21 protein-coding genes and 3 pseudogenes are annotated in these 24,755 nt (G+C 60.0%); 23 read left to right on the top strand and 1 reads right to left on the bottom strand.

Annotated features, from left to right (window positions below; genetic code table 11):
• Window positions 1-567 precede the first annotated feature (567 nt).
• From hisC to H0241_RS18940, 17 genes and pseudogenes are all read left to right on the top strand, one after another.
• Complete coding sequence (gene hisC / locus H0241_RS19015; protein ID WP_027038501.1) at window positions 568-1,656, top strand: histidinol-phosphate transaminase; 1,089 nt, start codon at window positions 568-570, stop codon at window positions 1,654-1,656.
• A gap of 143 nt (window positions 1,657-1,799) precedes the next feature.
• Window positions 1,800-2,852 carry an LLM class flavin-dependent oxidoreductase gene (locus H0241_RS19010; RefSeq protein ID WP_081738850.1) on the top strand — a complete coding sequence of 351 codons (1,053 nt, stop codon included), beginning with the start codon at window positions 1,800-1,802 and terminating at the stop codon, window positions 2,850-2,852.
• Window positions 2,853-2,901: 49 nt separating this feature from the next.
• Window positions 2,902-3,094 (top strand): annotated as a pseudogene (locus tag H0241_RS19005) (DUF932 domain-containing protein); the annotation flags it as partial.
• Window positions 3,095-3,678: 584 nt separating this feature from the next.
• Window positions 3,679-4,641 (top strand): ArdC family protein, encoded by a 963-nt coding sequence (locus tag H0241_RS19000; protein ID WP_181059178.1) that lies wholly within the window; start codon window positions 3,679-3,681, stop codon window positions 4,639-4,641.
• Window positions 4,638-4,814: a hypothetical protein gene (locus tag H0241_RS18995; RefSeq protein WP_181059177.1), complete on the top strand. Its 177-nt coding sequence runs from the start codon at window positions 4,638-4,640 to the stop codon at window positions 4,812-4,814. The genes H0241_RS19000 and H0241_RS18995 overlap by 4 nt, the downstream gene beginning before the upstream one ends.
• 84 nt (window positions 4,815-4,898) lie before the next feature.
• Window positions 4,899-5,318 carry a DUF2958 domain-containing protein gene (locus tag H0241_RS18990; RefSeq protein ID WP_181059176.1) on the top strand — a complete coding sequence of 140 codons (420 nt, stop codon included), beginning with the start codon at window positions 4,899-4,901 and terminating at the stop codon, window positions 5,316-5,318.
• A 75-nt stretch (window positions 5,319-5,393) separates the two neighbouring features.
• The gene (locus tag H0241_RS18985) at window positions 5,394-7,124 is read left to right on the top strand and encodes a ParB/RepB/Spo0J family partition protein (RefSeq protein ID WP_181059175.1); all 1,731 of its coding nucleotides are present in this window, start codon (window positions 5,394-5,396) and stop codon (window positions 7,122-7,124) included.
• A gap of 537 nt (window positions 7,125-7,661) precedes the next feature.
• A complete protein-coding gene (locus tag H0241_RS18980; RefSeq protein WP_027038493.1) occupies window positions 7,662-7,985 on the top strand; it encodes a DUF736 domain-containing protein in 324 nt (107 codons plus the stop codon).
• A 146-nt stretch (window positions 7,986-8,131) separates the two neighbouring features.
• Window positions 8,132-8,392 (top strand): helix-turn-helix transcriptional regulator, encoded by a 261-nt coding sequence (locus H0241_RS18975; RefSeq protein ID WP_181059174.1) that lies wholly within the window; start codon window positions 8,132-8,134, stop codon window positions 8,390-8,392.
• Window positions 8,389-8,937, top strand: a complete 549-nt coding sequence (locus H0241_RS18970) for a S26 family signal peptidase (RefSeq protein WP_181059173.1) — start codon at window positions 8,389-8,391, stop codon at window positions 8,935-8,937. Before H0241_RS18975 ends, H0241_RS18970 begins: the two co-directional genes overlap by 4 nt.
• The gene (locus tag H0241_RS18965) at window positions 8,925-9,608 is read left to right on the top strand and encodes a lytic transglycosylase domain-containing protein (protein ID WP_181059172.1); all 684 of its coding nucleotides are present in this window, start codon (window positions 8,925-8,927) and stop codon (window positions 9,606-9,608) included. Before H0241_RS18970 ends, H0241_RS18965 begins: the two co-directional genes overlap by 13 nt.
• A gap of 181 nt (window positions 9,609-9,789) precedes the next feature.
• Window positions 9,790-11,760, top strand: a complete 1,971-nt coding sequence (gene rlxS, locus H0241_RS18960; RefSeq protein ID WP_181059342.1) for a relaxase/mobilization nuclease RlxS — start codon at window positions 9,790-9,792, stop codon at window positions 11,758-11,760.
• Window positions 11,761-12,184: 424 nt separating this feature from the next.
• Entirely contained in the window at window positions 12,185-13,108 is a 924-nt protein-coding gene (locus H0241_RS18955; RefSeq protein ID WP_027038488.1) for an SMP-30/gluconolactonase/LRE family protein, read from the top strand.
• An 806-nt stretch (window positions 13,109-13,914) separates the two neighbouring features.
• A complete protein-coding gene (gene noeI / locus H0241_RS18950; RefSeq protein WP_407941751.1) occupies window positions 13,915-14,613 on the top strand; it encodes a 2-O-methyltransferase NoeI in 699 nt (232 codons plus the stop codon).
• 148 nt (window positions 14,614-14,761) lie between these two features.
• A pseudogene (locus H0241_RS35690) lies at window positions 14,762-14,957 on the top strand (transposase); the annotation flags it as partial.
• A 511-nt stretch (window positions 14,958-15,468) separates the two neighbouring features.
• Window positions 15,469-15,583, top strand: a pseudogene (locus tag H0241_RS35685) (IS110 family transposase); the annotation flags it as partial.
• A gap of 129 nt (window positions 15,584-15,712) precedes the next feature.
• Window positions 15,713-16,099: a hypothetical protein gene (locus H0241_RS18940; RefSeq protein ID WP_181059170.1), complete on the top strand. Its 387-nt coding sequence runs from the start codon at window positions 15,713-15,715 to the stop codon at window positions 16,097-16,099.
• 396 nt (window positions 16,100-16,495) lie between these two features.
• Here the strand turns inward: H0241_RS18940 and H0241_RS18935 are convergent, their stop codons facing one another.
• Window positions 16,496-17,818 carry a D-arabinono-1,4-lactone oxidase gene (locus H0241_RS18935; protein WP_181059169.1) on the bottom strand — a complete coding sequence of 441 codons (1,323 nt, stop codon included), beginning with the start codon at window positions 17,816-17,818 and terminating at the stop codon, window positions 16,496-16,498.
• Window positions 17,819-18,255: 437 nt separating this feature from the next.
• Between H0241_RS18935 and H0241_RS18930 the strand changes: the two genes are divergently transcribed.
• From H0241_RS18930 to H0241_RS18905, 6 genes are all read left to right on the top strand, one after another.
• On the top strand, window positions 18,256-19,134 hold the full coding sequence (locus H0241_RS18930; RefSeq protein ID WP_181059168.1) for a carbohydrate ABC transporter permease: 879 nt from the start codon (window positions 18,256-18,258) through the stop codon (window positions 19,132-19,134).
• Between the two features lie 4 nt (window positions 19,135-19,138).
• On the top strand, window positions 19,139-19,963 hold the full coding sequence (locus H0241_RS18925) for a carbohydrate ABC transporter permease (protein WP_181059167.1): 825 nt from the start codon (window positions 19,139-19,141) through the stop codon (window positions 19,961-19,963).
• 25 nt (window positions 19,964-19,988) lie between these two features.
• On the top strand, window positions 19,989-21,290 hold the full coding sequence (locus tag H0241_RS18920; protein WP_181059166.1) for an ABC transporter substrate-binding protein: 1,302 nt from the start codon (window positions 19,989-19,991) through the stop codon (window positions 21,288-21,290).
• 78 nt (window positions 21,291-21,368) lie between these two features.
• Complete coding sequence (locus tag H0241_RS18915) at window positions 21,369-22,844, top strand: sulfatase family protein (RefSeq protein WP_181059165.1); 1,476 nt, start codon at window positions 21,369-21,371, stop codon at window positions 22,842-22,844.
• A gap of 153 nt (window positions 22,845-22,997) precedes the next feature.
• Window positions 22,998-23,795: a phosphodiesterase gene (locus H0241_RS18910; RefSeq protein ID WP_181059164.1), complete on the top strand. Its 798-nt coding sequence runs from the start codon at window positions 22,998-23,000 to the stop codon at window positions 23,793-23,795.
• Window positions 23,792-24,502 carry an HAD family hydrolase gene (locus H0241_RS18905; protein ID WP_181059163.1) on the top strand — a complete coding sequence of 237 codons (711 nt, stop codon included), beginning with the start codon at window positions 23,792-23,794 and terminating at the stop codon, window positions 24,500-24,502. Before H0241_RS18910 ends, H0241_RS18905 begins: the two co-directional genes overlap by 4 nt.
• Window positions 24,503-24,755: the final 253 nt, after the last annotated feature.

Raw genomic sequence — 24,755 nt, 5'->3', positions numbered from 1 at the left:
ACCACGTCGCGGCGCCCCGACTTACGGCCAGGGCGTTTTCACGCTTGCCCGTGACCACGCGACCGACCTCGAAATAAATCAGCTTCCCTCGATTCCGAACTCCGCCTCTTGGCACAAGCGCCGATCTGGGGGGCAGATGTGAAGCTGCTCGCCGGTTCGCGTCCGACCGCGAGCGACTGATGGCCGAGGAATCCAGATGCAAAGGCAATTCGACGAACAGTGTGGGCAGGAGCGAAAAAGGGCTCATGTGAGGGAGAGCATTGGCGACAGAGAGGCGCTCCGCGGGCTGATTGAGAGGGTCGCGTTAGTAGCCAGGTCCAACAGCACCGTTCCGGCGAAGCCGGGGCCGGGAGGGAACTGGTCGCCAACGCCGATCACGAGCCCCGCGACACTTAGTGGCAGATCTCGCCCGTCACATCGCCTGAGCACGTCATCCCGAGCGGGACCCGATGTCAGTCATCAGGCAGCAGCGGGAGCGACACTGTAGCGAGGCACGCACCGTCGGTCGACCATGTGCTCTCGACCATGGTCGACCGGATTCCCTCTGCGACTGAAACGGAGAAAAACATGTCGGATGCAAAATTGCAGAGTGTGCTTTCGTCTCTTTCGCAAATGGCGAGGCAGTCAGATGCCCTGCCATCCGATAGACCAGCGCCGGATGCAAGTTGGGTGAAACTAAACACGAATGAGAACCCTTTCCCTCTTCCAACAATGATAATGAAAAGTGCGATTGCGGCCCTCGAACGGCAGTATCTATATCCAGAAGAGGATAACATCAGCCTGCGGGAAGCCGCCGCCAATGCCTACGGCGTCTCCATTGATCAGGTAATCGCCGGTAACGGATCGTCTGAACTGCTCGGACTTGTCTACAGAGCTTTTCTTGCTGCGGGGGATAGGGTAGCGATGATGTCGCCGGGGTTTTCGTTTAACCGCAAACTTGCCATGTTGCAGGGTGCGCAATTTCTCGAAATCGAATTTGGCGAAGATCATTCCTTGCCGATCGAGCAATTGCTCTTGGGTCCTGCAAAGGACGCTAAGTTCATTCTGTTAGCCAATCCGAACAATCCGACCGGAGCGTTCGTTCCGGTGGCGGATATCGAACGCCTGGTAGCGAAATCGGACCGCTTGATCGTGCTGGATGAGGCCTACGTCGACTTTGCCCCCGAGAATGGTCTGCACCTCATCAATCGCTATCCGAACCTTCTGGTCTTAAGAACATTTTCGAAAAGCTATGCTGTCGCCGGCATTCGCGTCGGTTTCGGTTTCGGTCACCCTGAAATTATCGGCCGGCTACGCAACATCCAGAACGTCTTCAACATGAATGTGATCGGGCATGCGGTCGGTATGAGCGTCCTTGCGCATCGCGCCGCCTATGCCGACAACCACAGACATATCAGGCATCAACGACAGCGAGTGAGGCTCGCGCTGTCGCAACTCGGATTTTCCGTAATGCCTTCCCACGCAAACTTTTTGCTAGCCCGTGTGCCAACGGGACAGGATGGCTCATGGTGGCAATCAGCCTTGGCAAGGCAAAAAATACTTGTCGCAGTTTTTGCCGATAAAGGTCTGGAAAATTGCATCCGCGTCAGCATCGGTACAAAAGAGCAAATGGATGCATTTCTTAGTGCAACTAAGGATATTAATGCGAATATTTAATAGGTCTATATTCAGACGTTAGGTAGCAGACTCTGCGTTAGCGTCGACGGCAATAATCATCACGACTATACAAGGGCGAGATCTTTGAATTGCTTTGACATAGAAGCAACGGGATTTGTTGCGCCAAAATTGGAGACAATATGATGAATACAGTCTTTCCTTCAGGCCTAGCTGTCGGCATCTTCGATCACCTGGATGATGGCGGCGTCGATATCGCCCGACAATACGAAGATCGCCTGATGTTAGCCGAGGCCTGTGATCACCTTGGGTTCTATGCATATCATCTCGCAGAGCACCATTGCACCCCACATGGGAGAGGTCCATCACCGAATCTGTTTTTGTCGAGCGTAGCCCAGCGAACCCGGCGCCTTCGTGTAGGCCCAATGGTAATGCTGCTTGCCCTCTACCATCCGCTACGTGCGTTCGAAGAGATCTGTATGCTGGATCAATTGAGCGGTGGCAGGCTCGAACTTGGAATAGGGAGCGGCTCGCTCCCGATCGAATTGGGTTACTTTGGGATTGGCTCGGACGCGGCGCCAGACCACTATGCGGAAGCCAGCGAGATTCTTATCAATGCGCTGAAAGGCGGTACGCTATCTTATCAAGGACGCCATTTTGAATTGAACAGCGTTCCGCTGACGCTAAGAACTCATCAGCGTCCACATCCGCCGACTTGGATCGCCACGAATCGACCCGAATCGGCAGCCTGGGCCGCTGCGAATGGCGTGAACATCGCGTGCGTGGGACCTTCCTCTTCTGTTCGCAGAATTACTGATGCCTTCCGCGCCGGTCGAGAGCACATCGGTGACGCGGATGACCAAGCGCCATTTCTCGGATTGCTCAGAATGATCGTGATCGGGCGTTCTGAAACAGATGCACGTTCACTCGCCGCACCTGCTTACGAACGGTGGCTCAAGAGCTTTAAATTCCTTTACGATCTCAATGCCATGCCGACTCCACCAAACCTGCCGCTGACCTTCGATGCAGCAATCGAGAAGGAATTGTGCGTAGTAGGAACGGCAGCTTCTGCGGGACAAGCTCTTCTTGATCAACTGGAACAGGCAGGTGCAAGCTACCTCCTTTGTCAACCGGCATTTGGGAATCTGTCGTTGGATGCTTCCCTATATACCGCAACGGCGGTTCAATCCGTAATTACAGCTCGAGTTGGCGGACTGCGGTGCGGCAGTGCCCCTTAGACGCGTGCATCACAGGCAGCACTCATAGATATGCCGAGGCACCGCTTGCCCCACCCATTGGCGTTTTGGCCAGCTTGGCCAGTCTGGTCGGCGCACCGGCTGCTTGTCTGCGCCAACTCCCGGCCCCGCTTGCCGCCATCAATCTCCAATACGCGCTGACCTCGCAACGCGCCGAGCAGGTAAAGACGCTTGAAATCCAGAACGGCCGCGTCGAGCTGCGGGCGGTGACCGGTCCGGACTATGTGATTATCTAAACAGTCAGCTGTCTCGCCGGCTTTTCACTGACCCTTTCCACCGACGTTGAGCCTGGCGCCGCCCGCAACCGGTGGCGATCCCGTGCGCTCGCGTCGCTCCCAAGGAGCTATCACGATGTCTTCCAGGATGCAGTCCGGAGCGCGTGCCGACATTTACACGCGCATCACCGCCAAGATCAAAGCTACGGTCGTCGCGGACCTGAGGAGCGCCCGCGCGCCTGAAGGCGCGCGCCGGGTGCTCGTGAACCGAGCCCGCTTTTCTTCGGCAAGCCTCAGGCGGTCTCGGCCATTCGGCTTCGCCCCCTGGCGCGTGCAGCCTTTCGGCTGCTGATGGCCGCCGGCCGCTGGCCGGCGTGGTCTGTCTGTTGGCCATCCCCCGGTGGCGCGCGGTGGGCGGCTCTCCCTTCTAGGCCCGCCGCGGCATCCCGCAACCCTTCGCTGCCGCTCAGGGTCCTCCTCTTCGTTCCGGTCCTTCGGATGCGGTCTGCCTTCGGCAGCGGGCCTTTCCGGTCGTTCTCGCCGCCCACCCCGCTTCCGGGGGAGGGCGCGATTGAAGAGCGGAGGACCAAACGATGCGTGCAAACAACAAGCGTTCCGCCAGCCGGCAGGCCGGCGCGGCTAAGGGCGGGCGCCCCGGCGCCGGCCTTTATCAGGAGATCACCGACCGCATCATCGCCGAGCTCGAGCGCGGCACCGTGCCATGGGTCAAGCCATGGGGCCGGGCAAAGGCCGGGCTCGGCCTGCCCAAGAATGCGGCCACCGGCCGGCTCTATTCCGGCATCAACATCCTGATCCTGTGGGGCGCCGTCTTCGAGCGCAGCTATGCCAGTCAGAACTGGCTCACCTTCCGGCAGGCGCTTGCGCTTGGCGGCAATGTCCGCAAGGGCGAACACGGCACCACCATCGTGCATGCCGACCGCTTTGTTCCCAAGGACGAGAAGGAGCGCGCCAAGACCGAGGGCGGCGAACCGCACGCCGTCCCCTTCCTGAAGCGCTTCACCGTCTTCAATGTCGTGCAGTGCGACGGACTGCCCGACCACCTCCATGCCGCCGCCGAGCCGCTGCCCGAGCGTCAGATCGTCCCGCAGGCCGAGGCGCTTATCGACGCAAGCGGCGCTGATTTCCGCATCGGCGGCGATCGCGCTTTCTACATGCCCGGCAGCGACTTCATTCAGGTGCCGCCGCAGCCGGCATTCTTCCACCAGATCGACTATTACCGCACCTGCTTTCACGAGCTTGGCCACTGGACCGGCCACCCGGCGCGGCTTGCGCGCGACCTCTCCGGCTCATTCGGCACCAAGACCTATGCGCGCGAGGAACTGGTCGCCGAAATCTGCGCCGCCTTCGTCTGCAGCTCTCTCGCCATCGAGCCGACCGTGCGCCATGCCGACTATATCGGCTCATCGCTCACCGTGCTGCGCGAGGACAACCGCGCCATTTTCCGCGCCGCCAGCCAAGCCTCCAAAGCCGCCGATTTCCTGCTTGGCCCTCACCGCACCGCCGAAGCCTCGGAGCGTGAGGAGATCGCGGCGTGAAGGCGCGCGATCCCCACGCGCTGCCGACCGAGAAGACGCCGGAAGGCGAGCAGACCCTCATTTCCGGTGTCCGGCCTGTCACCGCGCGCGACCGGCTTTGCCTTTCTCACGGACGCGCCCTTGCGGCCACGCAAGGCGCAAAAGCCGCTCGGTATCGGTCTTTTCGATGGTGAGGCGGATCAGAGAAAGATCCAGTGAATCTTTCTCCCGCCGAACGCCCGCAACCAGCTCGACCCGTTTTGACAAGGAGTTTTGCCATGATCCTCATCCCCGACGAGCTTCGCGCCCGGCTGCTCGCCAATGGCGCGGCCGAAACAGAAACCGACCATCACCCGGTCGTCAAACTGTTCGATCCGACCGGGCCCGCGACCTGGCTCTTGAGCGAACTCGACGCCGACGGCGACACGCTGTTCGGCCTGTGCGACCTCGGCCTCGGCTTCCCGGAACTGGGCAGCGTCAGTCTTGCCGAGCTTGAAAGCGTCAAGGGACGGCTTGGCCTCGGCATCGAGCGCGACCGCTATTTCAAGGCCGCGTTTGGGCTCTGCGTCTATGCCGAAGCCGCTCGGCTGTCCTGCCACATCACCGAGGACGAGCGGCTTTTGCGACAGGCAGCGCAAGCACTTGCCAAATCCGATTGCGAGCTTCCGCCGGACAGGGCGGAACAACCGCGCCGGTAGGCGTGGAAAACCCGCCCGCCGCTCGGCCTGCGGCCTCGCGGCGGGCAACTCAACCCCAAACGAAGGAGACTAACCATGCAGCTTGCCCACATTCCGATTGATAAGCTCAACATTTCCGCCGCCAACATGCGGCACGCAAAACGCGCGCCCGACCTGTCCGACATTCTGCCGTCCGTGCGTGCGCGCGGCGTTCTGGTGCCGCTTCTGGTGCGGCCCAACGGCACGCCCGAAAGCTTCGAGATCGTCGCCGGTCGGCGACGCTATTTCGCCGCCAAATCGCTCGCCGAGGAGCGCGGCGAGGGCGAGCCCTTGCCCTGCGCCATCATGGAAGACGGCGATGACGCCGATGCGCTCGAAGCCTCGCTCATCGAAAACATCGCCCGCCTCGATCCCGACGAAGTCTCGCAATGGGAGACGTTCTCGCGGCTGATCAGGGAAGGCCGCACGATTGCCGACATCGCCGCCACCTTCGGCATCACCGAGCTGATGGTGAAGCGCTCGCTGGCGCTTGGCGACTTGTTGCCCAAGATCCGTGAAGCCTATCGGCGCGAGGAGATCGACGCCGAGACGGCGCGCTATCTCACCATGGCTTCGAAAGCGCAGCAGAAGGACTGGCTGGCCCTTTATGCCGATCCCGAGCAATACGCGCCGCGCGGCTACCAGCTGAAGCAATGGCTGTTCGGCGGCCAGTCGATCTCCACCAAGGTCGCCCTGTTCGCCATCGAGGACTATCCCGGCCTCATCGTCTCCGATCTGTTCGGCGAGGAGAGCTATTTCGCCGATGCCGACCTGTTCTGGCTCAAGCAGAACGAGGCCATTGCCGCCAGGCGCGACGCCTATCTCGAGGCCGGGTGGAGCGACGTGAGACTGCTCGAACCCGGCCAGCATTTCCACTCATGGGACCACGAGAAGACGCCGAAGAAGAAAGGCGGCAAGGTCGTCATCACCGTGTCGCATCGTGGCGAAGTCGAGTGCCACGAAGGCTGGCTGTCGCGCAAGGAAGCCCGCCGCGCCCGCGACCAAAGCGAGGGTAGCGATCAGGAAGAAGCGACCGCCAAGCCGTCGCGTCCCGAACTCAGCGGCCCGATGCAGAACTATGTCGATCTGCACCGTCATGCCGCCGTGCGCGCCGCCATGCTTGATCATCCAGGCACAGCGCTTCGGCTGATGGTGGCGCATGCGATTGCCGGCTCAAGCCTGTGGCAGGTGCGCTGCGAGCCGCAGCGCGCCGCCAATGAGACGGTCGCGGCGAGCCTCGCAGCCTGCAAGGCCGAGGCCGCATTCGCCGAAAAGCGTCGCGCGGCTCTCGCCCTGCTCGGGCAACCGGACGAGGACGCCGCCGTCGTCGGTCGCTATGGCGACGGCTATGACACGGCGCATGTCTTTGCCCGTTTGCTGACGCTGTCCGACGGCGATGTCATGCGCGTTCTCACCATCGTCATGGCCGAAACGCTCGAAGCCGGCAGCGCCGTGATCGAGGCGCTTGGGCATCATTCGAAGGTCGACATGGCTGCTTGCTGGCAGGCGGATGATGGGTTTTTCGAGCTTCTGCGCGACAAGGAAATCGCCAATGCCATGCTTGCCGAGATCGGCGGCAAGCATGTCGCCGACGGCAATGTCTCCGAGAAGGTCAAGACGCAAAAGAAGATCATCCGCGACTTCCTTGCCGGCGAGAACGGCCGCGAGCAGGTCGAGACGTGGCTGCCGCGCTGGATGAAATTCCCGGTCGAAAGCTACACGGCGCGCGGCGGCTTCCGCACCGCCGACCAGTGGGCCCGCGTTCAGCCGCTGTTTGCGGCGCAATGATCCAGCCAAGCCCAGGCGGCGGCTCTTTCAAAAGCCGCCGCTTGGGGGACCATCTCCCGGGACGGCGCCGGCTGCACTTTCGCGGCCTTTGAGCCGCGCGCCGCAGACCACACCCGGCGCCAATTCGACGCCTTCGCCAGCCCCAAACTCGCCCGCGTGCTTTGTCGCGGCGACCGGTCCATGGGCACATACGCCGATGGGATTTTGCCTGCGAGCGACGCAAGACTGGCACCCCGCCGCCGCCTTTGCTTGGTGTCAGCCGATCGCGCAGCTAGTCTGCCAGCCGTCTTCGAGGACCATTCCCCTGCGGCTGGCTTGTCGACCTATGGGCGGTTCCGGCCCGCCCGAAACCCTCGCCAGCAGGTTTTTTCCCCGCCGCCTGCGGCGGCTCCTCGCGCCCGCTTCGCTGCAAAAAACCTGCCTGCTCGGGTCCTCCGCTGCCGCTGCGGCCCTGTCGGGTTCAGGCGGTCCGGACCGCCCATCACGGTCCGCCATCGCAGGGGAATGGTCCCCGGCGACAGCAAAAAGGAGACTGACATGACCGCGATCGGATACGTCACCAAGCAGGACAACGGCGGCTACAAGGGCCAGCTCAAGACGCTCAGCGTGCGCGCCGACATCGACATCGTGCCCAACCAGGCCAAGAGCGCCGACAACCATCCCGACTTCCGGGTGCTGACGCAAGGCGTCGAGGTGGGCGCCGGCTGGATCCGCATCGGCGAGGCCTCCGGCAAGGACTATGTGAGCCTGTCGATCGCCGCCCCCGAGTTCGGACCGCGCAAGCTCTACGCCAATCTCGGCCGCGCCGCCGGCCAGGATGACGACGACACCTACGCCATCATCTGGAACCCGGTCGACTGATCGGCCACACCGAGCCCCGCGCCGCGACCGGCGCGGGGCTTCTTCGAAGAGCGGCGAAAACCCGCCCCCGGACTCTTCGCCCGTCCCGCAGGCGACCTCGTTCGCCGATCCTCTCCATCGCTTCTCCATAAGCGACGAGGATCACCATGGACGACGAAAACGAACGCGCGGCCCGCGCCAAGAAGGGCAGCCCGTTTCTCAACACCGCGCAGGCCGCCTTCTATGTCGGGCTGTCCCTGCGCACCCTGGAAAAGATGCGGCTCAAGGGCGGCGGCCCGAAATTCCGCAAGCACGGCCGCTATGTCCGCTACCACATCGACGAACTCGACGAGTGGTCGAAAGGCCAACCGCAGGACCCTTTCGCCAACGCCGGCTCCGCGCCGGACGACGCGGGAGGCCGCTCATGAAGAGGCTTCCTTCCCTCCGTCTGATCGGCTCCGGCCTGCGCCGCCTTCGCGCGCGCAAGATGATCGCCGCTGCCGCGATCGGCCTTGCGCTGATCGGCTTCGCCGGCCTCGCTCAACCAGCGCCATGGCTGGTCTGGAATGCCTCGGCCAGCGCGCCGATCGGCCTTTATCGCGTCGCAGCCGGCGCGCCGGCGCGAGGCGATCTCGTGCTCGTCCGCACGCCTGATTACGTGGCCTATCTGGCCGCCCAACGCGGCTACCTGCCGCGCAATATCCCGCTGGTCAAGCGGCTCGCAGCGCTCCCGACCGAGCATGTCTGCGCCTTCCATGATGCCATCATCATCGGCGGCAACATCGTCGCGCGCCGCCTCAAGACCGATGACCAGGGCCGGCCTTTGCCATGGTGGAACGGCTGCCGAGCACTTGACCGGAACGAGGTGTTCCTGCTCGGCAGCGACACCACTCGCTCCTTCGACAGCCGCTATTTCGGGCCGGTGCCGGCCGCGAATATCATCGGGAGGCTCGTGCCGCTATGGACCGAGTGACCCTCCTGCTCTTTGGCATGATCGCTGTCGCGCCATGCGCCTGCTCCGCCGCGACCGGTGCCCAACCGGTCGTCATCTCCCTAAGTCCGCATCTGCAAAGATGGCAGGGATTCATAGCCGAAGCAAGCCGGCGCTTCCATGTTCCGCAAGCCTGGATTGGCGCCGTCATCGATGCCGAAAGCAGCGGCAAGACGATGCTTGACGGCCGGCCGATCACCTCGCGCGCCGGCGCCATGGGCCTCATGCAGGTGATGCCCGGCACTTATGCACAGATGCGCGCGGCGCATGGCCTGGGGCCAAATCCGCACGACCCGCGCGACAACATCCTGGCCGGCACCGCCTATCTCAGCGCCATGTATGACCGCTTCGGATTCCCCGGCCTGTTTGCCGCCTACAATGCCGGCCCCGAGCGCTACGAAGCGCATCTCAAACGCGGCAAGCCGCTGCCGAAAGAGACGGTCGACTATCTCCAGCAGCTCAGGGCGGCGGGTGTTTCTGCCACCGACATGAAGGAATTGAAGGGCAAACCTGTCACTCCAAAAACGCAAAGTGCCCCCTCCGGGCGCTCGCTGTTTTTCCTTCAAGATGGTGTTCGCGCCAGCGCGCGAGACGGCGATCTCTTCGTGCCGCTTGGCAAGGTCGGCGCGCGAGCGCAGGAGCCGGAGGGGTAGCGATGGTGCGGGCCGGACGCGTCCGAATGGGCAGGGCGCGGAAGGCAAGATAAAGGCACCGCCTCCACGAGGCGTGCAAGTGTCTGTCTGCACATCGTTTTTGCCGGAGGCTGCCTCCAGCATCAGGAGAGCAGGCGAGCGCAAGTGGATGATTCGACTCCGTTACACCCGGAGGCTGGGAATGCAGGATGACGAGTTCAGGCCGAAGCTTGGGAAAATAGGCTCCCGCGGCTCCGAGGCCGGCAAACGCTACGCTGGCCAGCTCCGTGCGGCCATCAACAGAGCCGGCGGCCGGCCGCGGCGCGGTGCGCGGTTCACCGGAAGCCGGACAGGGCGCGGCGGGGCAGCGGCTGCGCTGCTGAAATCGCGCGATCGCTATGCTGCCTTCCGTCAGCGTCGCGTCGTCGTCAAGGCCCGCATCGTGAAGCTGGCCGGCAGGGGCGCGGTCGGAGCGCGTGCGCATCTGCGCTACATCCAGCGTGACGGCGTCACCAGGGAAGGCGCGCCTGGCGAGCTTTACGGCGCCGACAGCGACCGCATTGATGGTAAGGCGTTTGTCGATCGCGCGGATGGCGACCGACATCAGTTCCGCTTCATCGTCGCGCCAGAAGACGGCATCGAGTATGACGACCTCAAGCCGCTGACCCGTCGCCTCATGGCGCAGATGGAAGAGGACCTCGGCACGAGGCTTGATTGGGTTGCCGTGGACCATTTCAACACCGGCCATCCGCACACGCATATCATCGTCCGTGGCAAGGACGATCGGGGTGCGAATCTTGTGATCGCGCGCGACTACATCGCCTCTGGTTTGCGCGAGCGCGCGGCCGAATTGGTAAGTCTCGATCTCGGTCCCCGCACCGACCGGCAGATCGAACAGCGCCTGCGTCAGGAAGTGGAGCAGGAACGCTTCACCAGCATCGACCGGCAGCTGCTGCGCATGCGCGACGATGACGGCGTTGTCTCGCCAGCCACCCGCGAGGCTTTTCGCCACACGCTGCACCAGGGCCGGCTGCGCAAGCTCGAGCGGATGGGCTTGGCACAAGAGGTCGGGTCGGGTCGCTGGCGCCTCGATGGCGAGCTCGAAGCCACGTTGCGCGGCATCGGCGAGCGCGGTGACATCATCAAGACCATGCATCGCGAGCTGACAGGCAAGGGGCTCGCCCGCAGTGCCGCCGGCTGGGTGATCCATCATCGATCCGGTGAGCCGGCCCAGCGTGTCGTCGGCCGCGTTGTCGGGCGCGGGCTTGCCGACGAGATCGACGACCGTCATTACCTCATCGTCGACGGGGTGGATGGAAAAACCCATTACATCGACATCGGCAAAGGTGAGGGCACCGAACCGACGCCCGACGGCTGCATCGTCCGGGTCACACCGAGGAACACCGAGCCCAGGCAGGTTGATCTGACGACGGCCGAGATCGCCGCCGCGCATGGCGGCCGTTACAACGTCGATATCCACCTGCGGCATGATCCGTCAGCGACCGAAAGCTTTGCCGCAACACATGTGCGCCGGCTGGAGGCGATCCGGCGCGCCACCCGGGCCGTCGAGCGCCAGCCGGACGGCACCTGGCTCATCGGGTCGGATCATCTCGATCGCGCATCCGAATACGAGCGGCTGCGGGCCAGGGCTGAACCTGTGGTCGTCGAGAAGCTCTCTTCATTGTCGGTGCAGCGCCAAGCTGGCTTCGACGGCGTGACCTGGACAGACCAAGAGCTGGTTTCCGACAAGCCGGAGCCCCTGCGCAACTCGGGCTTCGGCCGTGAGGTGCGTGAGGTGCAGATCCGCCGGGGGCAATGGCTGATCGTGCAAGGCCTGGCGCATGAAGAGCAGGGCAGGATGGTTTTCCGCGCGAACATGCTTTCCATCCTGCGCCAGCGCGAACTGAACCGTGTTGCCGGTCAGCTGTCAGACGAACTTGGGCTATCGTATTCCGAGGCCCGGTCTGGAGAACGAGTAGAGGGTACGCTCCGCCGCTCCGTCGAGCTTGCCAGCGGCCGATACGCTGTCATCGAGAAGTCGCGCGAGTTCACGCTCGTGCCATGGCGGCCAGTGCTTGATCGGCACATCGGCAAGGAGGTGTCCGGCATCATGCGCGGAGAGGGGATTTCATGGACTATCGGCCGACAGAGGAGTGGACCGAGCGTCTCGTGACATGAGTGCCGGGATCTTCGTCGGGACGTGACCGATCGATGCTCTGTCGAGAGGTGTCTGGCCAGCGGACCACTTTGGTGGTGACGGAAGTCCTGAAGAGCTAAGCGACCCACAAATGCAATTGCCCGCCAAGCGGGGCGGAGCTTGCCATTGACCCGGCAGATCGCGACGCCCGGACAATCGATGGTGGACGCATGGCAACTACAATCCGGTCTTGGCGGCCGTGGCCCGCCGAATTAGAACGACATCCCGGGAGGGCAGTCGCCAACGCCGAGCGACAATCGTACCGCTGCAAGGTTCTGCTCACAAACCGGCATGCAAATTGCGGATGAAGGCCTAGCAGCGCGAGTCCTCCTCAAGGCCAAGTCTCGAAAACGGGGGACCGCGACGGCTGTCGATAAGCTGATGTCGTGGAGAAGCAGCCATGTTCGGAGACATTGAAGGCGCCGGATTCGAAGTTCTGGACGAGCGTTTCGAGCGCAGTTTCGTCGGCCATGCGACGGTCGAGCGGCTGTGGACGGGCGGCCGCTGGCTTGAGGGCCCCGCCTGGTTTGCCGCTGGCCGCTACTTGTTGTTCTCGGACATCCCGAACGATCGAATCATGCGCTACGACGACACCAATGGCGTAGTCTCGATCTTCCGCGCGCCGTCCGACAACGCCAATGGGAACACAGTCGACCCGCAGGGGCGGCTGGTAACCTGCGAGCATCGGACACGGCGCGTCACGCGCACCGAGCACGACGGCTCGATCACGGTGATCGCCGATCGTTTCGAAGGCAAGCGGCTGAACTCACCCAACGACGTTGTGGTTCGCTCGGACGGCACCATCTGGTTTTCCGATCCGTCCTACGGCATCGCCACGGATTATGAGGGCGACCGCGCCGAGCAGGAGATCGAGGGCTGCCATGTCTACCGCACTGATCCCGCAACCGGTGAGGTGGTGTGCGTCGTCGCGACGATGGCGAAGCCCAACGGACTTGCCTTCTCGCCGGACGAGACCATGCTCTATGTGAGCGACACCGGCGCCACGCATGAGAAGGACGGGCCAAGGCACATCCGCAAGTTCGCTGTCGAGGGCAGCAGTCTGCGCGAGCTCGGCGTTTTCGCGACATGCACGGCCGGCCTGTTCGACGGGTTCAGGGTGGACACGGCTGGCCGTGTCTGGGCAGCGGCAGGCGACGGCATCCATTGCTTCGATCCCGACGGCACGCTGATCGGCAAGATCCGGATCCCCGAGACGGTGGCCAACCTCACCTTCGGCGGCCCCAAGCGCAATCGCCTGTTCATCACGGCGCGACAGTCGCTCTATGCCGTCTTTGTGGTCGCCAATCCGGCAGCGCAACCCTAGGCTCGTCTCCCGGCTATGCGGGCAAGCTTGGCTACGCATTACTGCGGGACGAGGTCGATCCGGCTGCCGGCGCAGACGATCACGCGCTGTGAGCGAGGAGCGCTTCAGATGCCATGTTTACCGGGCATATGGGCCTGGCTCGTTGTTGAACAGGGAGCGGCGCTGTCCAGCCGCGCGAACGCGGTCGCCAGCGAATCGTCAAAATAGTCGTCCGGCGGCATGCTGAGTGCCGATACCCTAGCTATAGCTGGTCCCCAGCAGATCGGCGTGTCGCGAGATGTAGCTCTCCAAGTTGACGCTTTGGGTCCGGCGGGCCTCGAAGCAGTCGCCGCGTAGGTAGACCAGCGCCTTGTGGCACGCCGCCGAAATCCGATGGGCGCTGCGGACCTGCGATTCCTGGTGAACCGCGGAAAGCCTCCGACGTGATGCTGCAAAAGTCTCGAAGGGACGCTGACGGCCGAAGCATCCTTCGCTCACTCAGTCACAGGCGACTGGCAGATGTGTATCCACCGCGCGCATGCGTTCCATCAAGACAATCGATTTTACCAATTCTGGATAATGGGGGATGTGAATACGTCGACCGGGGAAACAGGTCTCCTAAGGAGTGCGAGATGCCTCCCCTGACTGCCCCCGTTCCTTAGGAAGACTTATGAACCCGGCCGACACCGCAGGACTCGAAAGCAATCCATGTCGCCCGGTGCCAGCCCTAGGTTCCGCGCGGTCTACACCCTCTAGGGCTGACGACATTCAAGGCGCTGAGGACGAGTTCAATGGAAATATTCCGGCCTTCCAAGGAGACCTTTCCAATGTCCATGCAGCGGCTCTGGCAAGAGCTTCTGGAGCGTGTGCGCGAACCGGTGTCGTCGTTGAAGTTACATCGGCAGATTGTTTCCCTCCTTCAAAAGCCCAATCCGGTGATCCTCGACATCGGCTGCAATGACGGGACTGATACGCGACGTTTTCTCAGGCTTTGCCCAAGAGCTCAGCTCTACTGCTTTGAGCCCGACCCTCGAGCGGCTGCCCGCTTTAAGAAGTACATGGAGCTCTACCTGGACAAGGTGAGGCTGTTCGAGATCGCGATCAGTAGCCGGAACGGCAGTATCGATTTCCATCCAAGCAACGGAGACGGAAGCGCCAAGGAATGGGACCGATCTGGCTCGATACGCCGACCCAAGAATCACCTTGTCGAACATGATTGGGTCAGGTTCGATCATCCCATACCGGTTGAAACGCGAAGGCTTGACGACTGGTGCAGCGAAGCCAATCTGAACAAGATCGATTTCATCTGGATGGATGTGCAGGGGGCCGAGTCAGATGTCATCGCTGGGGCCACACGGACCTTGAGCAACACACGGTTCCTTTATACGGAATATAGCGACCAAGAGCTCTATGAAGGGCAGCTGTCCCTGCAGGCCATCCTTGATCTTTTGCCTTCGTTCGAAGTGGTGACCTGCTATCCTCGCGGAGTGGAGGGAGATGTATTGCTTAGGAACACGAGTCTCTAGAACGGGCCTGTTCCGCTTCTGATCGGCGCCAGCTCTCGATCCTCTACTAGGTCGTCAACCGATAAACAGGGAAGCGAGTTTGTGCGGCGGCTATGCTCTGCGCCTGATTGTTACGCAGACGGTGCGCACGACTCTGGGCACGGTCAGCATTGCCTCTGGTGCCTCTTGCGAGGTGTCCGTCCCCCCGCCCGAGAAGCCGTGCGGCGTGCCTCGCATTGACGACCGCCGCGTGCTGAACGGTCTTTTCTGGGTGCTAGAGTCAGGTGCGCCGTGGCGCGCTCTGTCGGAACGTTATGGCGCGCGCACCACCTTTTATCCCCTTGGTGCGATGGCGAAAGGCAGGGCCTCGGCTAAACGCCATACCGCCGCGCGCAGGGTGACATTCAGATGGTCCACAGCACCTCCGTCCGCGCCCCTCAGCAGACCGCGACGGCGAACAGGCGGGTGCAGATCATTGTCACGGCCGATCAGGCGGCGGCTCACGGCCAAGGTCCATGTCGTCGATCCGGCGTGGCGGCTGGACAGACGCATGACGGGCACCATCGGCCGGGGCAGCGGTATCATCCTTTACTAGATCGACGAATTAACTGCGCCAGTTGATTGGCGTCACTCGGGCGCGCTTTTGTAGGCTTTCAAGATGGTTTGCGCTTCCGCCTATTTCCAGACGGAAATGGGCGAAAGCGCCTATTGTGATCGGAGCGGAATCTCGAACATGGGTGATTGCGGAACGAGTCGCTCTGAAGCCGGAAGCGGTCACATATTGAAAAGCGGCTGATTGTTCCCCGACAGGGTGGAAGTACGGGCGCAGGCTGGAGGCCGGACCCGGATCTAACGGAGAACAACAATGAGCGGTCGCCGGCGGCCAAGCGGATGGAATTCGAGACCGGACGCTTCGGTGTGGTTTTATCATTCCTCGAGCGCCGAAGGACTTCCGGCGATCTGTGTCGACGCCCGACGGCGACACGCCGCCTCGCTCCGGCGCGGAAAATGTGCGCCCTGAGCAAAACCGCGGCGTTTTTGGCTGCATGAACGGCTGGTGTGTGGATAATCAGCGCTGGCGGCTTGCCGATTGCGCCGGCCGGCGCGCACTCTGGCAGCCATGGTGGCGGAGCATGTTGAATTGGCGTTGTTTGAGCAGTCGCTCGGCAATATTGAGGGGCTCAATCGACCGTTCTACGATCGCGTAGCTGACGCTGCGGAAAAAACCGCAGGGTCGCTTCTGTTCGATGTTCGCGTCGACGGCGATCCCTGCGTTCAGCGGATGGCCGCGATTGGATATGGCGTAACCGGCACAGCCATCATCGTGATGGAGAAGAACGGACACCTCAGAGCCGAATCAATAAACGGAGACACCGCTCTTTTGGTGGCAAAACTGGCAGCCTGGAATGCGTCTCCGCTGAGTGAGCAAGCAACGGTTGACCACTGCGGAACGGCCAGCAAGCTGCTGGCGAAGCTCCGTAGCTCAGGTCACTTCGGCCGTCTCTAGCTCGGCCAGCGCTGCTTCTTAACGGGCGGCCAAATCCCTCCTCGGCTCAAATGGGAGGATCGCTTACCCCCCTGTTGAACCCAGACTATGGTGAGCTCATCACCGCTGATCCGATGCGGTACCCTGCGTCTGCGGCTGCGACGCTTCGAAGAGTCTAGCCCGAGTGGCTGACTTTTAGCTGGAGGCCTCCTATCCGAAGACGGGAGGCTCCTATGCCACCCGTCCATCAACGTCTAGCGGCTCGATCATTCAATTGGTCAAGGCAGCAACCTGACAGCGCATTCGCCTGGGCCGGGGACGCTTAATAGGCGCGGCCGCGCCGCGTTTCCGTGTTCGCACAACACGCACTGATTAGGTGCTTGAGCATTGCAGACTGTGCGAGGGGAATGCCGCCATTTAGGCGAACCGTTCTCTCAAGTACTCGTTGAGGAATATCCCCTTAGGATCAAAGGCTTCTCTTTGTTTTACAAAGTCGCCATATCTTGGATAGAGCGCTTCGATGTGAGCGCGGTCGAGTGAATTGAGTTTTCCCCAATGCGGGCGGCCCTTCACCGCAGAAAATATCGCCTCGCAATCGCGGATGAAGGGCCAATAATCTTCGCCCGCCGCACCTGATACAGAGATCATAGCCGTCTTCATAAGGTGGTAAGGGCTCAGCAAAATTTCATCGGCCGCAACCGTTCTGTACTCGACGGGAAATATCTGGTCAGGGTATTTCGTCTGAATCAGTCTACGAATTTCGCGCAGGACGTTCGGTCCTTCCTCGTGGGGTACGGCATACTCGCATTCATTGTGATTAGGCATGGGGATGGAGCCTGGAAAAATCCGGTAGCTGGGGCCGATTCGTTCGCCGGGGTTCTCTGCGACCGACTCTGGCTGCGCCGTTGTCACGTTGAGAGTTCGGATTTCACAGACGTCCGAATTTTTGCTCGTCACGCCAAACGTGGAGGTATCGGGCAGGCTGTACAGGGAGGCTGAATGTTCCGTCGGACACCAGAAAATTCGGGCGCTACGATTGGCGCTGCACAAATCCTCCAGATGGGACATGCAATCCTCGAAGTCTTCTCTCCAAATTTTGTCGTGTAAATCAAACGCTGTCTGGAGCCTCATGGTGATTGCAAGGATGACCCCCGCCATTCCCATTGAAACAGCAGCAGCCTGCAACGCCGTGGCATTTGAAACATTATTCAATTCGACAATCGATCCGTCTCCGATCGCTAGCCGCATTCCTACAATGGGTCCCGCAAGGCACTGCAGGGTGTTGCCGCTACCGTGCGTTCCGGTAGAGACCGCGCCGCTAATGGTCTGAAGATCTATGTCGCCCTGGTTTGGCAGAGCCCATCCTGCTGCTCGCAGTTCCGGACCAATGTCACAAATTCGCGTGCCTCCGCGCATTGTCACAAGGCCGGTAGAGGGGTCTATCGATTCAATTCCGCTCAATCGTTCTGCCGAGATAAGCACGCCGTCTGTTGGCACGATCGGCGTGTAGGAGTGCCCGGTGCCCACGACGCGGACCGTCAGCTTCGCGGCTGCCGCAGCTTTGATTGTCTGGCAAACGTCTGAATCGGTGCTTGGCATCACAAAATGCTTTGCCCGCCGCACCTGGTTGCTTACCCAATTTCGCCAAATGAGGCTTGGTCCCAAGTCGGCTCCGCCGGGTATGAACTGCTCAGAAGCCAAGACGCTGATCTCCTCCACGGGGTTTAAAAGGCGTTCCATCTATGACCGATATCATCATTCCATTCGCTGCGGAAGATGAAGATTTTCATCCGAACTATGCGCCTGAGCCTTCTGCGTCATGCTCACTCGTCTCTGGGGCGACCCGCCGCTCCGGATGAGTAACAGTGCAGGGTTCGTGGGTTTGTCCTCTCCCGAGGCCTGCGTCCCATCGTCCCCAGTACCAAGCCACTGACCCGCGCGGCATGGCTCACAATTGCGCTTTCCCGAGAAGGCAGAGGGCCTCAAGGCAGCGTTCGAATAGATCGTCCGAAAGAACCAGCGCCGATACGCCTAAAAAAATTTCCATCAACATTGACATGTAATATGAAACTTGTCATCATTCTAGCGTTGGCTCTCGTTCCCGCCTAGCGTCATCGGCTGCTGGCTAGAAACGCTCGCTCCCCGCGCGGGAAACAAGGTAGGAGGAGTCCGGGGCAATGGCATCCCGCTGGCTGAACGAACGTTGGGCCCTCATTGCGCCCGCGATAGCAATGCTATGCGCTGCGACTTTCATTCCGATCGCAGCTGTACTCGTGCTTTCGACCTTGCACTACGATATCGCGTTTCCGGACAAAATAAGCTTTGTCGGGCTCGATAATTTTAAAAGGCTGATTTCGGACAGCCGCTTTTTGAACTCCGTTGGGGTGACGCTGATGTTAGTCGTCATCCCCGTCGGACTGCAATTACTGTGCGGGCTCGGCTTGGCGATAGCTCTTAAAGAAAAGCTCATCGCAACACGATGGATGCGGGCAGCCTTTCTGCTTCCGTCGGTTGTGCCGCCGGCTGTTGGCGGAATTCTTTGGAAGCTGTTCTTGATTCCTGGTGTGGGGGGCTTGTCCTATCTGGCGAGTCTGTCGGGTGTACATCTCCAAGCGGATCTCCTGGGCAGCAGGGCATCGGCCCTAGCCGCCGTCATCTTGGTATCGGTCTGGTTCGGAGTGCCAATTGTCGCTCTGCTGCTCCTGTCGTCTTTGGAATCGATTCCCGACGACGTTTATGAAGCGGCAAGCATCGACGGGGCCAGTTGGCTCCAGGCGCAGTGGTGCATTTCCATACCCCTCGTCCTGCCCGCTATGGGAACGGTCGCGGTCTTTCAGGCCCTAGAGGTCTTAGGAATATTCCCGGTCATTTTCGTATTAACTGGCGGCGGACCCGCGGGAGCAACAGAGCCCCTAAACTATTACGCTTTCCTGACTGGGTTCACGTATCTGGACTTCGACTATTCAGCTGCTCTCCTGGTAGTCTTCACGTGTACGCTCGTATGTGCGTGCTTCTGGTCAATTCGCCGAATATCGGCCGGCCGGGTGGGGAGCTAGACCCATGCGTCACAATCTAGCGCGCTACGTATATGGCTACGCCGTGTGTTTCGCTTTTGCGGTATTTTTGTTCAGCCCGATATTGTGGACGCTATCGACCTCGATGAAGCGCCCGATCGAGATGTTCCAATGGCCGCCTGTAATCGTAGGTGAGCCGTCCGGCCAGCACTATGCGGCAATCATTGCGGACAAGGAATTCTCCTCAGCGTTGATCAATTCCATAATCGTCTCGATGAGCACTGTCGTACTCACGATGGCCCTATCGATCCCAGCCGCTTTTGGAATTTCGCACCTGCAAAAGAAGGCCATGCGCAGGCTATTAACTCTGGTGTTGTTGTTACGGGCTGCGCCTGGAATGATTTATATAATCCCGTACTTCCTTCTGTTTCGTGAGATTCACCTTATCGATACAAGGCTAGGCCTGATAATCATCAACACCATGTTCGCCACGCCGTTGGCTATATGGTATTTGTCGTCATTTTTCGATCAGGTGCCGCGCGAAGTTGAGGAAGCTGCGATCATGGACGGCGCGTCCATGGTGCAAACGATGGTGCTTATCTCAATACCAGTAGCCAGGTCCGGGATTGCGGCAACAGGGATACTCATCTTCATCGGCTCATGGAATGAATTTCTGTTCGCGCTCACGCTGACGCGTGACGAGGCAAAGACAGCAGCCGTAGCCATTCTGAACTTTATGCCATTTGAGGGGACGGATTGGGGCCGGGCCGCCGCCGCATGCGTCCTTATGTTGGCTCCGATCGTGATCTTCGTGCCATTCATAAAGAAATACATGGCCGGTCCGACGACAATAGGAGCGGTCAAAGGGTAATGCCTCTAAAGAACAGGAGATATCCATGAAGTGCCTGGGGTTAGCTATTCTCGCAATAAGTGTTGCGTTTGCTGGCGGAGCATCTGCTCAGCAACGCTTTGATGGCGTCAAAATAAAGGTTCTTTCCACAAACTCAGCCTATGACCTCGAGCTGCAGAAATTTGCTCACGAGTTTACGGAAAAGACCGGCGCGGAAGTCCAGTTTAATCTCTTCGGTTACGCGCCAACCGTCCAAAAGGTTTCGGTTGAGCTGTTGACCCGCTCAAACAGCTATGACGTCGTGTACCTCGGTAGCGAAGAATTCGGGCGGTACGCTTCGGGAAACATCCTTGAGCCTCTGGACGGTTACATCGATGTGAAGAGTGCCGATGTTCAGGACTTCATAGCTCCGGTTTTGCGACTTTATAGCATGGACGGTAAGCAGTATGCCTTGCCGCATTTTGCGGCCACCCAGATAATGTATTATCGCCCTGATCTGTTGGATAAGGCCGGCATAAAAGGTCCGCCGCAGACCTGGGAGGAATTTCGGAACGATTGTGCTCTGCTGACCAAGGCTGGCATTGCATGCACAACGCTGCGAGGACAGCCGGACACGGGGGAGAATATCTGGTTCTGGGGCCAGGTTCTGTATGGCTTCGGCGGCAGCTATTTCGCCAAGGAGCCGACGGATCTGACACCAACGGTGAATTCGCCGGCCGCGCTTGATGCCCTCAAATGGTACACCGACACGATGACGAACTTCACCCTGCCTGGCAGCGCCTCAGCGACATTTGACGACGTCGTGATTGCCATGCAGCAGGGCCGTATTGCAATGACGGTGGAAGGCGCTCCCACTGCCGGCCGTATCCTCGACCCGGAGCTTTCAAAGGTCGTGGGTAAGCTTGGTTTCGCCTTGCCGCCTGCCGGACCGAGCGGAAGGTTTCCGCCGTTTGCAGGTCAGGCCTATGTGATCCCAGCTGCCTCGGAAAACAAGGCGGCCGCGGCGGCCTTCATTCAATGGGCGACGAGCGCAGATGTCATGAAGCGCATCTCGCTTGATAGCACATTCGTCGCGATTACGAGGCAGTCGTTGTGGAAAGACAAGGAAGTGCTTGGCAAACACGACTACAATTACGGCCATGGCTCTTTCGCCGCGACATATGCTGAGACGCTCAAGGGGGCGCCCGAGTGGTATTATCCTCGAATTCCTGAATTCAAGGAGATTGGCGATCGGCTCGGTCGTGCGTTGCAAGAGGCGGTTGTCGGCAGCAAGAGTCCGAAAGCTGCCTTGGATGATGCGCAGGCTGACGTGGAGGGCATCATGAAGCGGGCAGGGTACCTTAAATAGCAATCCACGCATCGGTGGCGCGCCCGGCGCGCGTCACCGCCGTTCCAGGATAGCCGACCGTTGCGTCAGGGGAATGAGTTGAGCGCTTTTAATATTTTGTGGGTATGTAGTGATCAGCAGCGGTGGGACACACTGCAGTGCCTGGGGTTCAAAGGCACCAGTACCCCCAGCATTGACCGCTTGGCTGCGATGGGAACTGTATTTCGTCGTGCGTATTGCCAAAGTCCCATCTGCACGCCAAGCCGAACCAGTTTCCTGACCGGCTCATATCCGATTGCACACCAGGTTCATCAAAATGGTGCTGGTGCATTTCCTCCACATCTCGTTTTGCTGCCGAAGCTTATGGCGGACGCCGGATACTACACAGGCCATATCGGAAAGCTGCATCTGTCTGCCACGCGCGGTATGATAGAGAAGCGTCCCGACGACGGGTATGCCGAGTTCTATTGGAGCCCCGAGCCACTGCCCGAATGGTCGGGAAACCATGATTATCACGCCTGGATGTGGTCAAAGGGCGTCGATCCCGAGGCCTATTACAAACCGTATTTGGACCAGCACTACGGGCCAGGTCCCGCCGCAGAGTATCGGCAGACCCGCTGGGCCGGCGATCGAGCTGAGCGTTTTATCCAGATGCATGCTGCCCGTAGCTGGTATTTGGCCATAAACATCGACGCCCCTCATCCGCCCTTCAATCCCCCAATCGAGTACCTGCAGCGGTTCAACCCTGCCGATATGCCGGATCCCGCGTTCAAGCCGGTCGATCTTGAACACAACAAGAAATTCGCAAGGGTCGATCAGCAAGCGAAATGCGCTGTAGACCCGTGGCGGGCGGCGACAGAGGATGGTGAGAGGGGGCACAATGAATCGGCCGGTCCAACCCATGAGGCGCCGCCCACCAGTTTCAACATTTGGAAGATGAGAGCAGCTTACCACGCCGAGGTGGCGCAAGTGGATGATCTGGTGGGCCGCATATTGGACGCTCTGACGGAAACCAGGCAACTGGATCGCACCATAATCGTCTTCACGAGCGACCACGGTGACATGATGGGGGACCATGGTCTCCTCTACAAGGGCTGCCGCTTCTATGAGGGAGTCGTTCATGTGCCACTTGTTATCTATGTCCCTGGCAACCCAGCCGGAGCAAAATCGAATGCACTGGTCGAGCTTGTTGATCTAGCGCCTACGCTGCTTACGCTAACTGGCCTTGAAGTGCCAAAGAGCATGCAGGGGCTGTCTCTCGATCAGATGCTGCTCGGAAAGCGCTCGCTTGAAAAGCACAAACCCTTCGTCGTCAGCGAATACTACAACTCCCTCCGTTTTCGGGGAAGCCAAGGCTCACGTGCATCGATGTACTTCGACGGCCGGTACAAGTTGAATGTATATCATGACGCCGGGATAGGAGAGTTGTTCGATCATAATACCGATACCAATGAGCATTATGATCTTTGGGACAGCAGCGATCATATTGAGTTGAAAGCGGAGATCTTGCTAAACAGCTTTTCCGCGATGATGGTTAGAAGCGGCGCGGGGCCAGAGAGAATTCAAGACTACTAACGCTCGCGCCTCCCGGATATGCTCTGCTTGGTAGTCACTGGGCGGGCCGTTTCCCGATTCAGAGGCGACCAGCGTCGCCAAGACCCTCAAATAGCTCATCGCTGCCAAACAAACGTTGCATCTTTGATGCGGCGCTCAATCTTAGAGCTTATCGTGAAGATCATTCAGCTGTCGGATACACACTTGGTCGCAGGCGACGGAGAGCTATTTGGGCTTCATCCCGCACGTCGGCTGTTGAAGTGTCTCAAGCATATCGTGGCACATCATGGCGATGCCGAGCTAGTCGTTTTCACCGGCGACCTGGTGCACGATGGAGACCCTTTGGCTTATCTTGCACTGAAAGAGATCGTCGCGCACTTTTCGCTGCCAATTCGATTGCTTCTTGGCAATCATGACCACCGCGAAAATTTTCGCGGCGTGTTTCCTGGATGTGAGGTTGACGAAAACGGCTTTGTGCAAAGTAGCTTTGACAAGGATGGCGTTCGTTGCATTTTCCTCGATACCCACGTGCCTGACGAAGGATATGGATTGCTGTGCAGCGCACGACTCGAGTGGTTGCGCAGCTGTGTGTCAGCTGCTGGTGATAAGCGTCTCCTGATTTTTATGCACCATGCGCCAGAAGGAACCGGTTTTGGAGTTCCCGGATTTTCAGACATCGCGTTTGTGGATCCGGAAAGCTTCTGGAATGCTGTTGCCGCGGGACACGTCCTCCAAATCTTCGCCGGTCATTATCATCTACCGGTGAACGCGGTGGTGAATGGGCACCCGGTAGTGGTCTCACGCGGTACTTCGCATCAAATTGTTCTCGATCTGGCAAATTTCCGTCGCCCCGAGTTCGTCGATGCCGAGCCCACGTACAACGTAATTCTTGTCGGCGGCGACAGCGTTTGCGTGCACGAATGGAGTTTTCTGAATGAGAGCACCATCGTCAGGCCGCATATGCCCAAATGACGCAACTGACACGAGCGGCCAATGGCACGCACCCCACCCGATCTTTTGATCTTGTGATCTTCGATTGCGATGGTGTGCTCGTGGAAAGCGAATGGCTGGAAGGCGAGTTGTTGACGGAAAGCCTCAGGGGGGAGGGCATTGAAATCACTGTCGATGAGGCGGTTTGCCGGTTTGCGGGACGCCAGCTGGCCGATATTTCATCCAACATTGCACGGGAACTCGGCATCCGCCTTGAATCAGAGTTCTGGTCTCGGTTCCTTGGTCGTCTGGAAGCAGCACTGCGCGAAAAATTGAAGCCGGTGCCCGGGGTCATTGAACTGCTGGGTAATTTGGAGCTGCCATTTTGCGTGGCCTCCAACAGCCCCCGCGACCGGTTGATTGTAAAATTGCGTGCCGCAAATCTTCTGCCCTTCATCGGCACACGGTTCGTTTCCGCCCAGGACGTCGTCTACCCTAAGCCTGCACCGCATCTGTTTTTGTTTGCCGCGGAGCTGATGGGAACCAGGCCGGAGCGCTGTCTGGTTGTCGAGGACAGCTTTTCAGGGCTGAAAGCTGCCAGTGCCGCAGGGATGCAAGCGGTAAAGTTTCTCGGCGGACGTCATTGCACCCCTCAATATATCGCCAAACTCTCTGGCGTGCCGGTGTTTGGTACGGCCTGCAATGGCGCTGAGCTTTTGAGCATTTTGACCTCTTGCAACGCTGCATGAGCTGCAAACGAGCCGCATCCTGATCAGGTGGTGTATTACAGTTGGCACGGGCGCCGTTCAGCATCGGCCGTCTCGCCTTCAGCTCTCATCATGCAACGCTGGTTCCGAAGAAGTTCGGCCCGACGCCCTCGACGAGGGATGGCTTAGCGGCCGTCCAGCCGAAGCGGCAATAAGCTTCTCGAGGTAGTGAGCGCCCCAAGCCAGGCGCCGGCGTCGGAGAGCCACTCACGTGCGGTCGGGGCATTGGCTTGAT

The sequence above is a fragment of the Mesorhizobium neociceri genome (genome assembly GCF_013520985.1).
Classification (GTDB): domain Bacteria; phylum Pseudomonadota; class Alphaproteobacteria; order Rhizobiales; family Rhizobiaceae; genus Mesorhizobium; species Mesorhizobium neociceri.
Note: the sequence above shows the minus strand (reverse complement) of the source record. Positions and strands in the feature narration are given on the sequence as shown.

What these genes read in the sequence shown, in the direction of transcription:
- hisC (WP_027038501.1), top strand. Translation starts at nt 568, where the DNA reads ATGTCGGATGCAAAATTGCAGAGTGTGCTTTCGTCTCTTTCGCAAATG.
- H0241_RS19010 (WP_081738850.1), top strand. Translation starts at nt 1,800, where the DNA reads ATGAATACAGTCTTTCCTTCAGGCCTAGCTGTCGGCATCTTCGATCAC.
- H0241_RS19000 (WP_181059178.1), top strand. Translation starts at nt 3,679, where the DNA reads ATGCGTGCAAACAACAAGCGTTCCGCCAGCCGGCAGGCCGGCGCGGCT.
- H0241_RS18990 (WP_181059176.1), top strand. Translation starts at nt 4,899, where the DNA reads ATGATCCTCATCCCCGACGAGCTTCGCGCCCGGCTGCTCGCCAATGGC.
- H0241_RS18985 (WP_181059175.1), top strand. Translation starts at nt 5,394, where the DNA reads ATGCAGCTTGCCCACATTCCGATTGATAAGCTCAACATTTCCGCCGCC.
- H0241_RS18980 (WP_027038493.1), top strand. Translation starts at nt 7,662, where the DNA reads ATGACCGCGATCGGATACGTCACCAAGCAGGACAACGGCGGCTACAAG.
- H0241_RS18975 (WP_181059174.1), top strand. Translation starts at nt 8,132, where the DNA reads ATGGACGACGAAAACGAACGCGCGGCCCGCGCCAAGAAGGGCAGCCCG.
- H0241_RS18970 (WP_181059173.1), top strand. Translation starts at nt 8,389, where the DNA reads ATGAAGAGGCTTCCTTCCCTCCGTCTGATCGGCTCCGGCCTGCGCCGC.
- H0241_RS18965 (WP_181059172.1), top strand. Translation starts at nt 8,925, where the DNA reads ATGGACCGAGTGACCCTCCTGCTCTTTGGCATGATCGCTGTCGCGCCA.
- rlxS (WP_181059342.1), top strand. Translation starts at nt 9,790, where the DNA reads ATGCAGGATGACGAGTTCAGGCCGAAGCTTGGGAAAATAGGCTCCCGC.
- H0241_RS18955 (WP_027038488.1), top strand. Translation starts at nt 12,185, where the DNA reads ATGTTCGGAGACATTGAAGGCGCCGGATTCGAAGTTCTGGACGAGCGT.
- noeI (WP_407941751.1), top strand. Translation starts at nt 13,915, where the DNA reads ATGTCCATGCAGCGGCTCTGGCAAGAGCTTCTGGAGCGTGTGCGCGAA.
- H0241_RS18940 (WP_181059170.1), top strand. Translation starts at nt 15,713, where the DNA reads ATGGTGGCGGAGCATGTTGAATTGGCGTTGTTTGAGCAGTCGCTCGGC.
- H0241_RS18935 (WP_181059169.1), bottom strand. Translation starts at nt 17,818, where the DNA reads ATGGAACGCCTTTTAAACCCCGTGGAGGAGATCAGCGTCTTGGCTTCT.
- H0241_RS18930 (WP_181059168.1), top strand. Translation starts at nt 18,256, where the DNA reads ATGGCATCCCGCTGGCTGAACGAACGTTGGGCCCTCATTGCGCCCGCG.
- H0241_RS18925 (WP_181059167.1), top strand. Translation starts at nt 19,139, where the DNA reads ATGCGTCACAATCTAGCGCGCTACGTATATGGCTACGCCGTGTGTTTC.
- H0241_RS18920 (WP_181059166.1), top strand. Translation starts at nt 19,989, where the DNA reads ATGAAGTGCCTGGGGTTAGCTATTCTCGCAATAAGTGTTGCGTTTGCT.
- H0241_RS18905 (WP_181059163.1), top strand. Translation starts at nt 23,792, where the DNA reads ATGACGCAACTGACACGAGCGGCCAATGGCACGCACCCCACCCGATCT.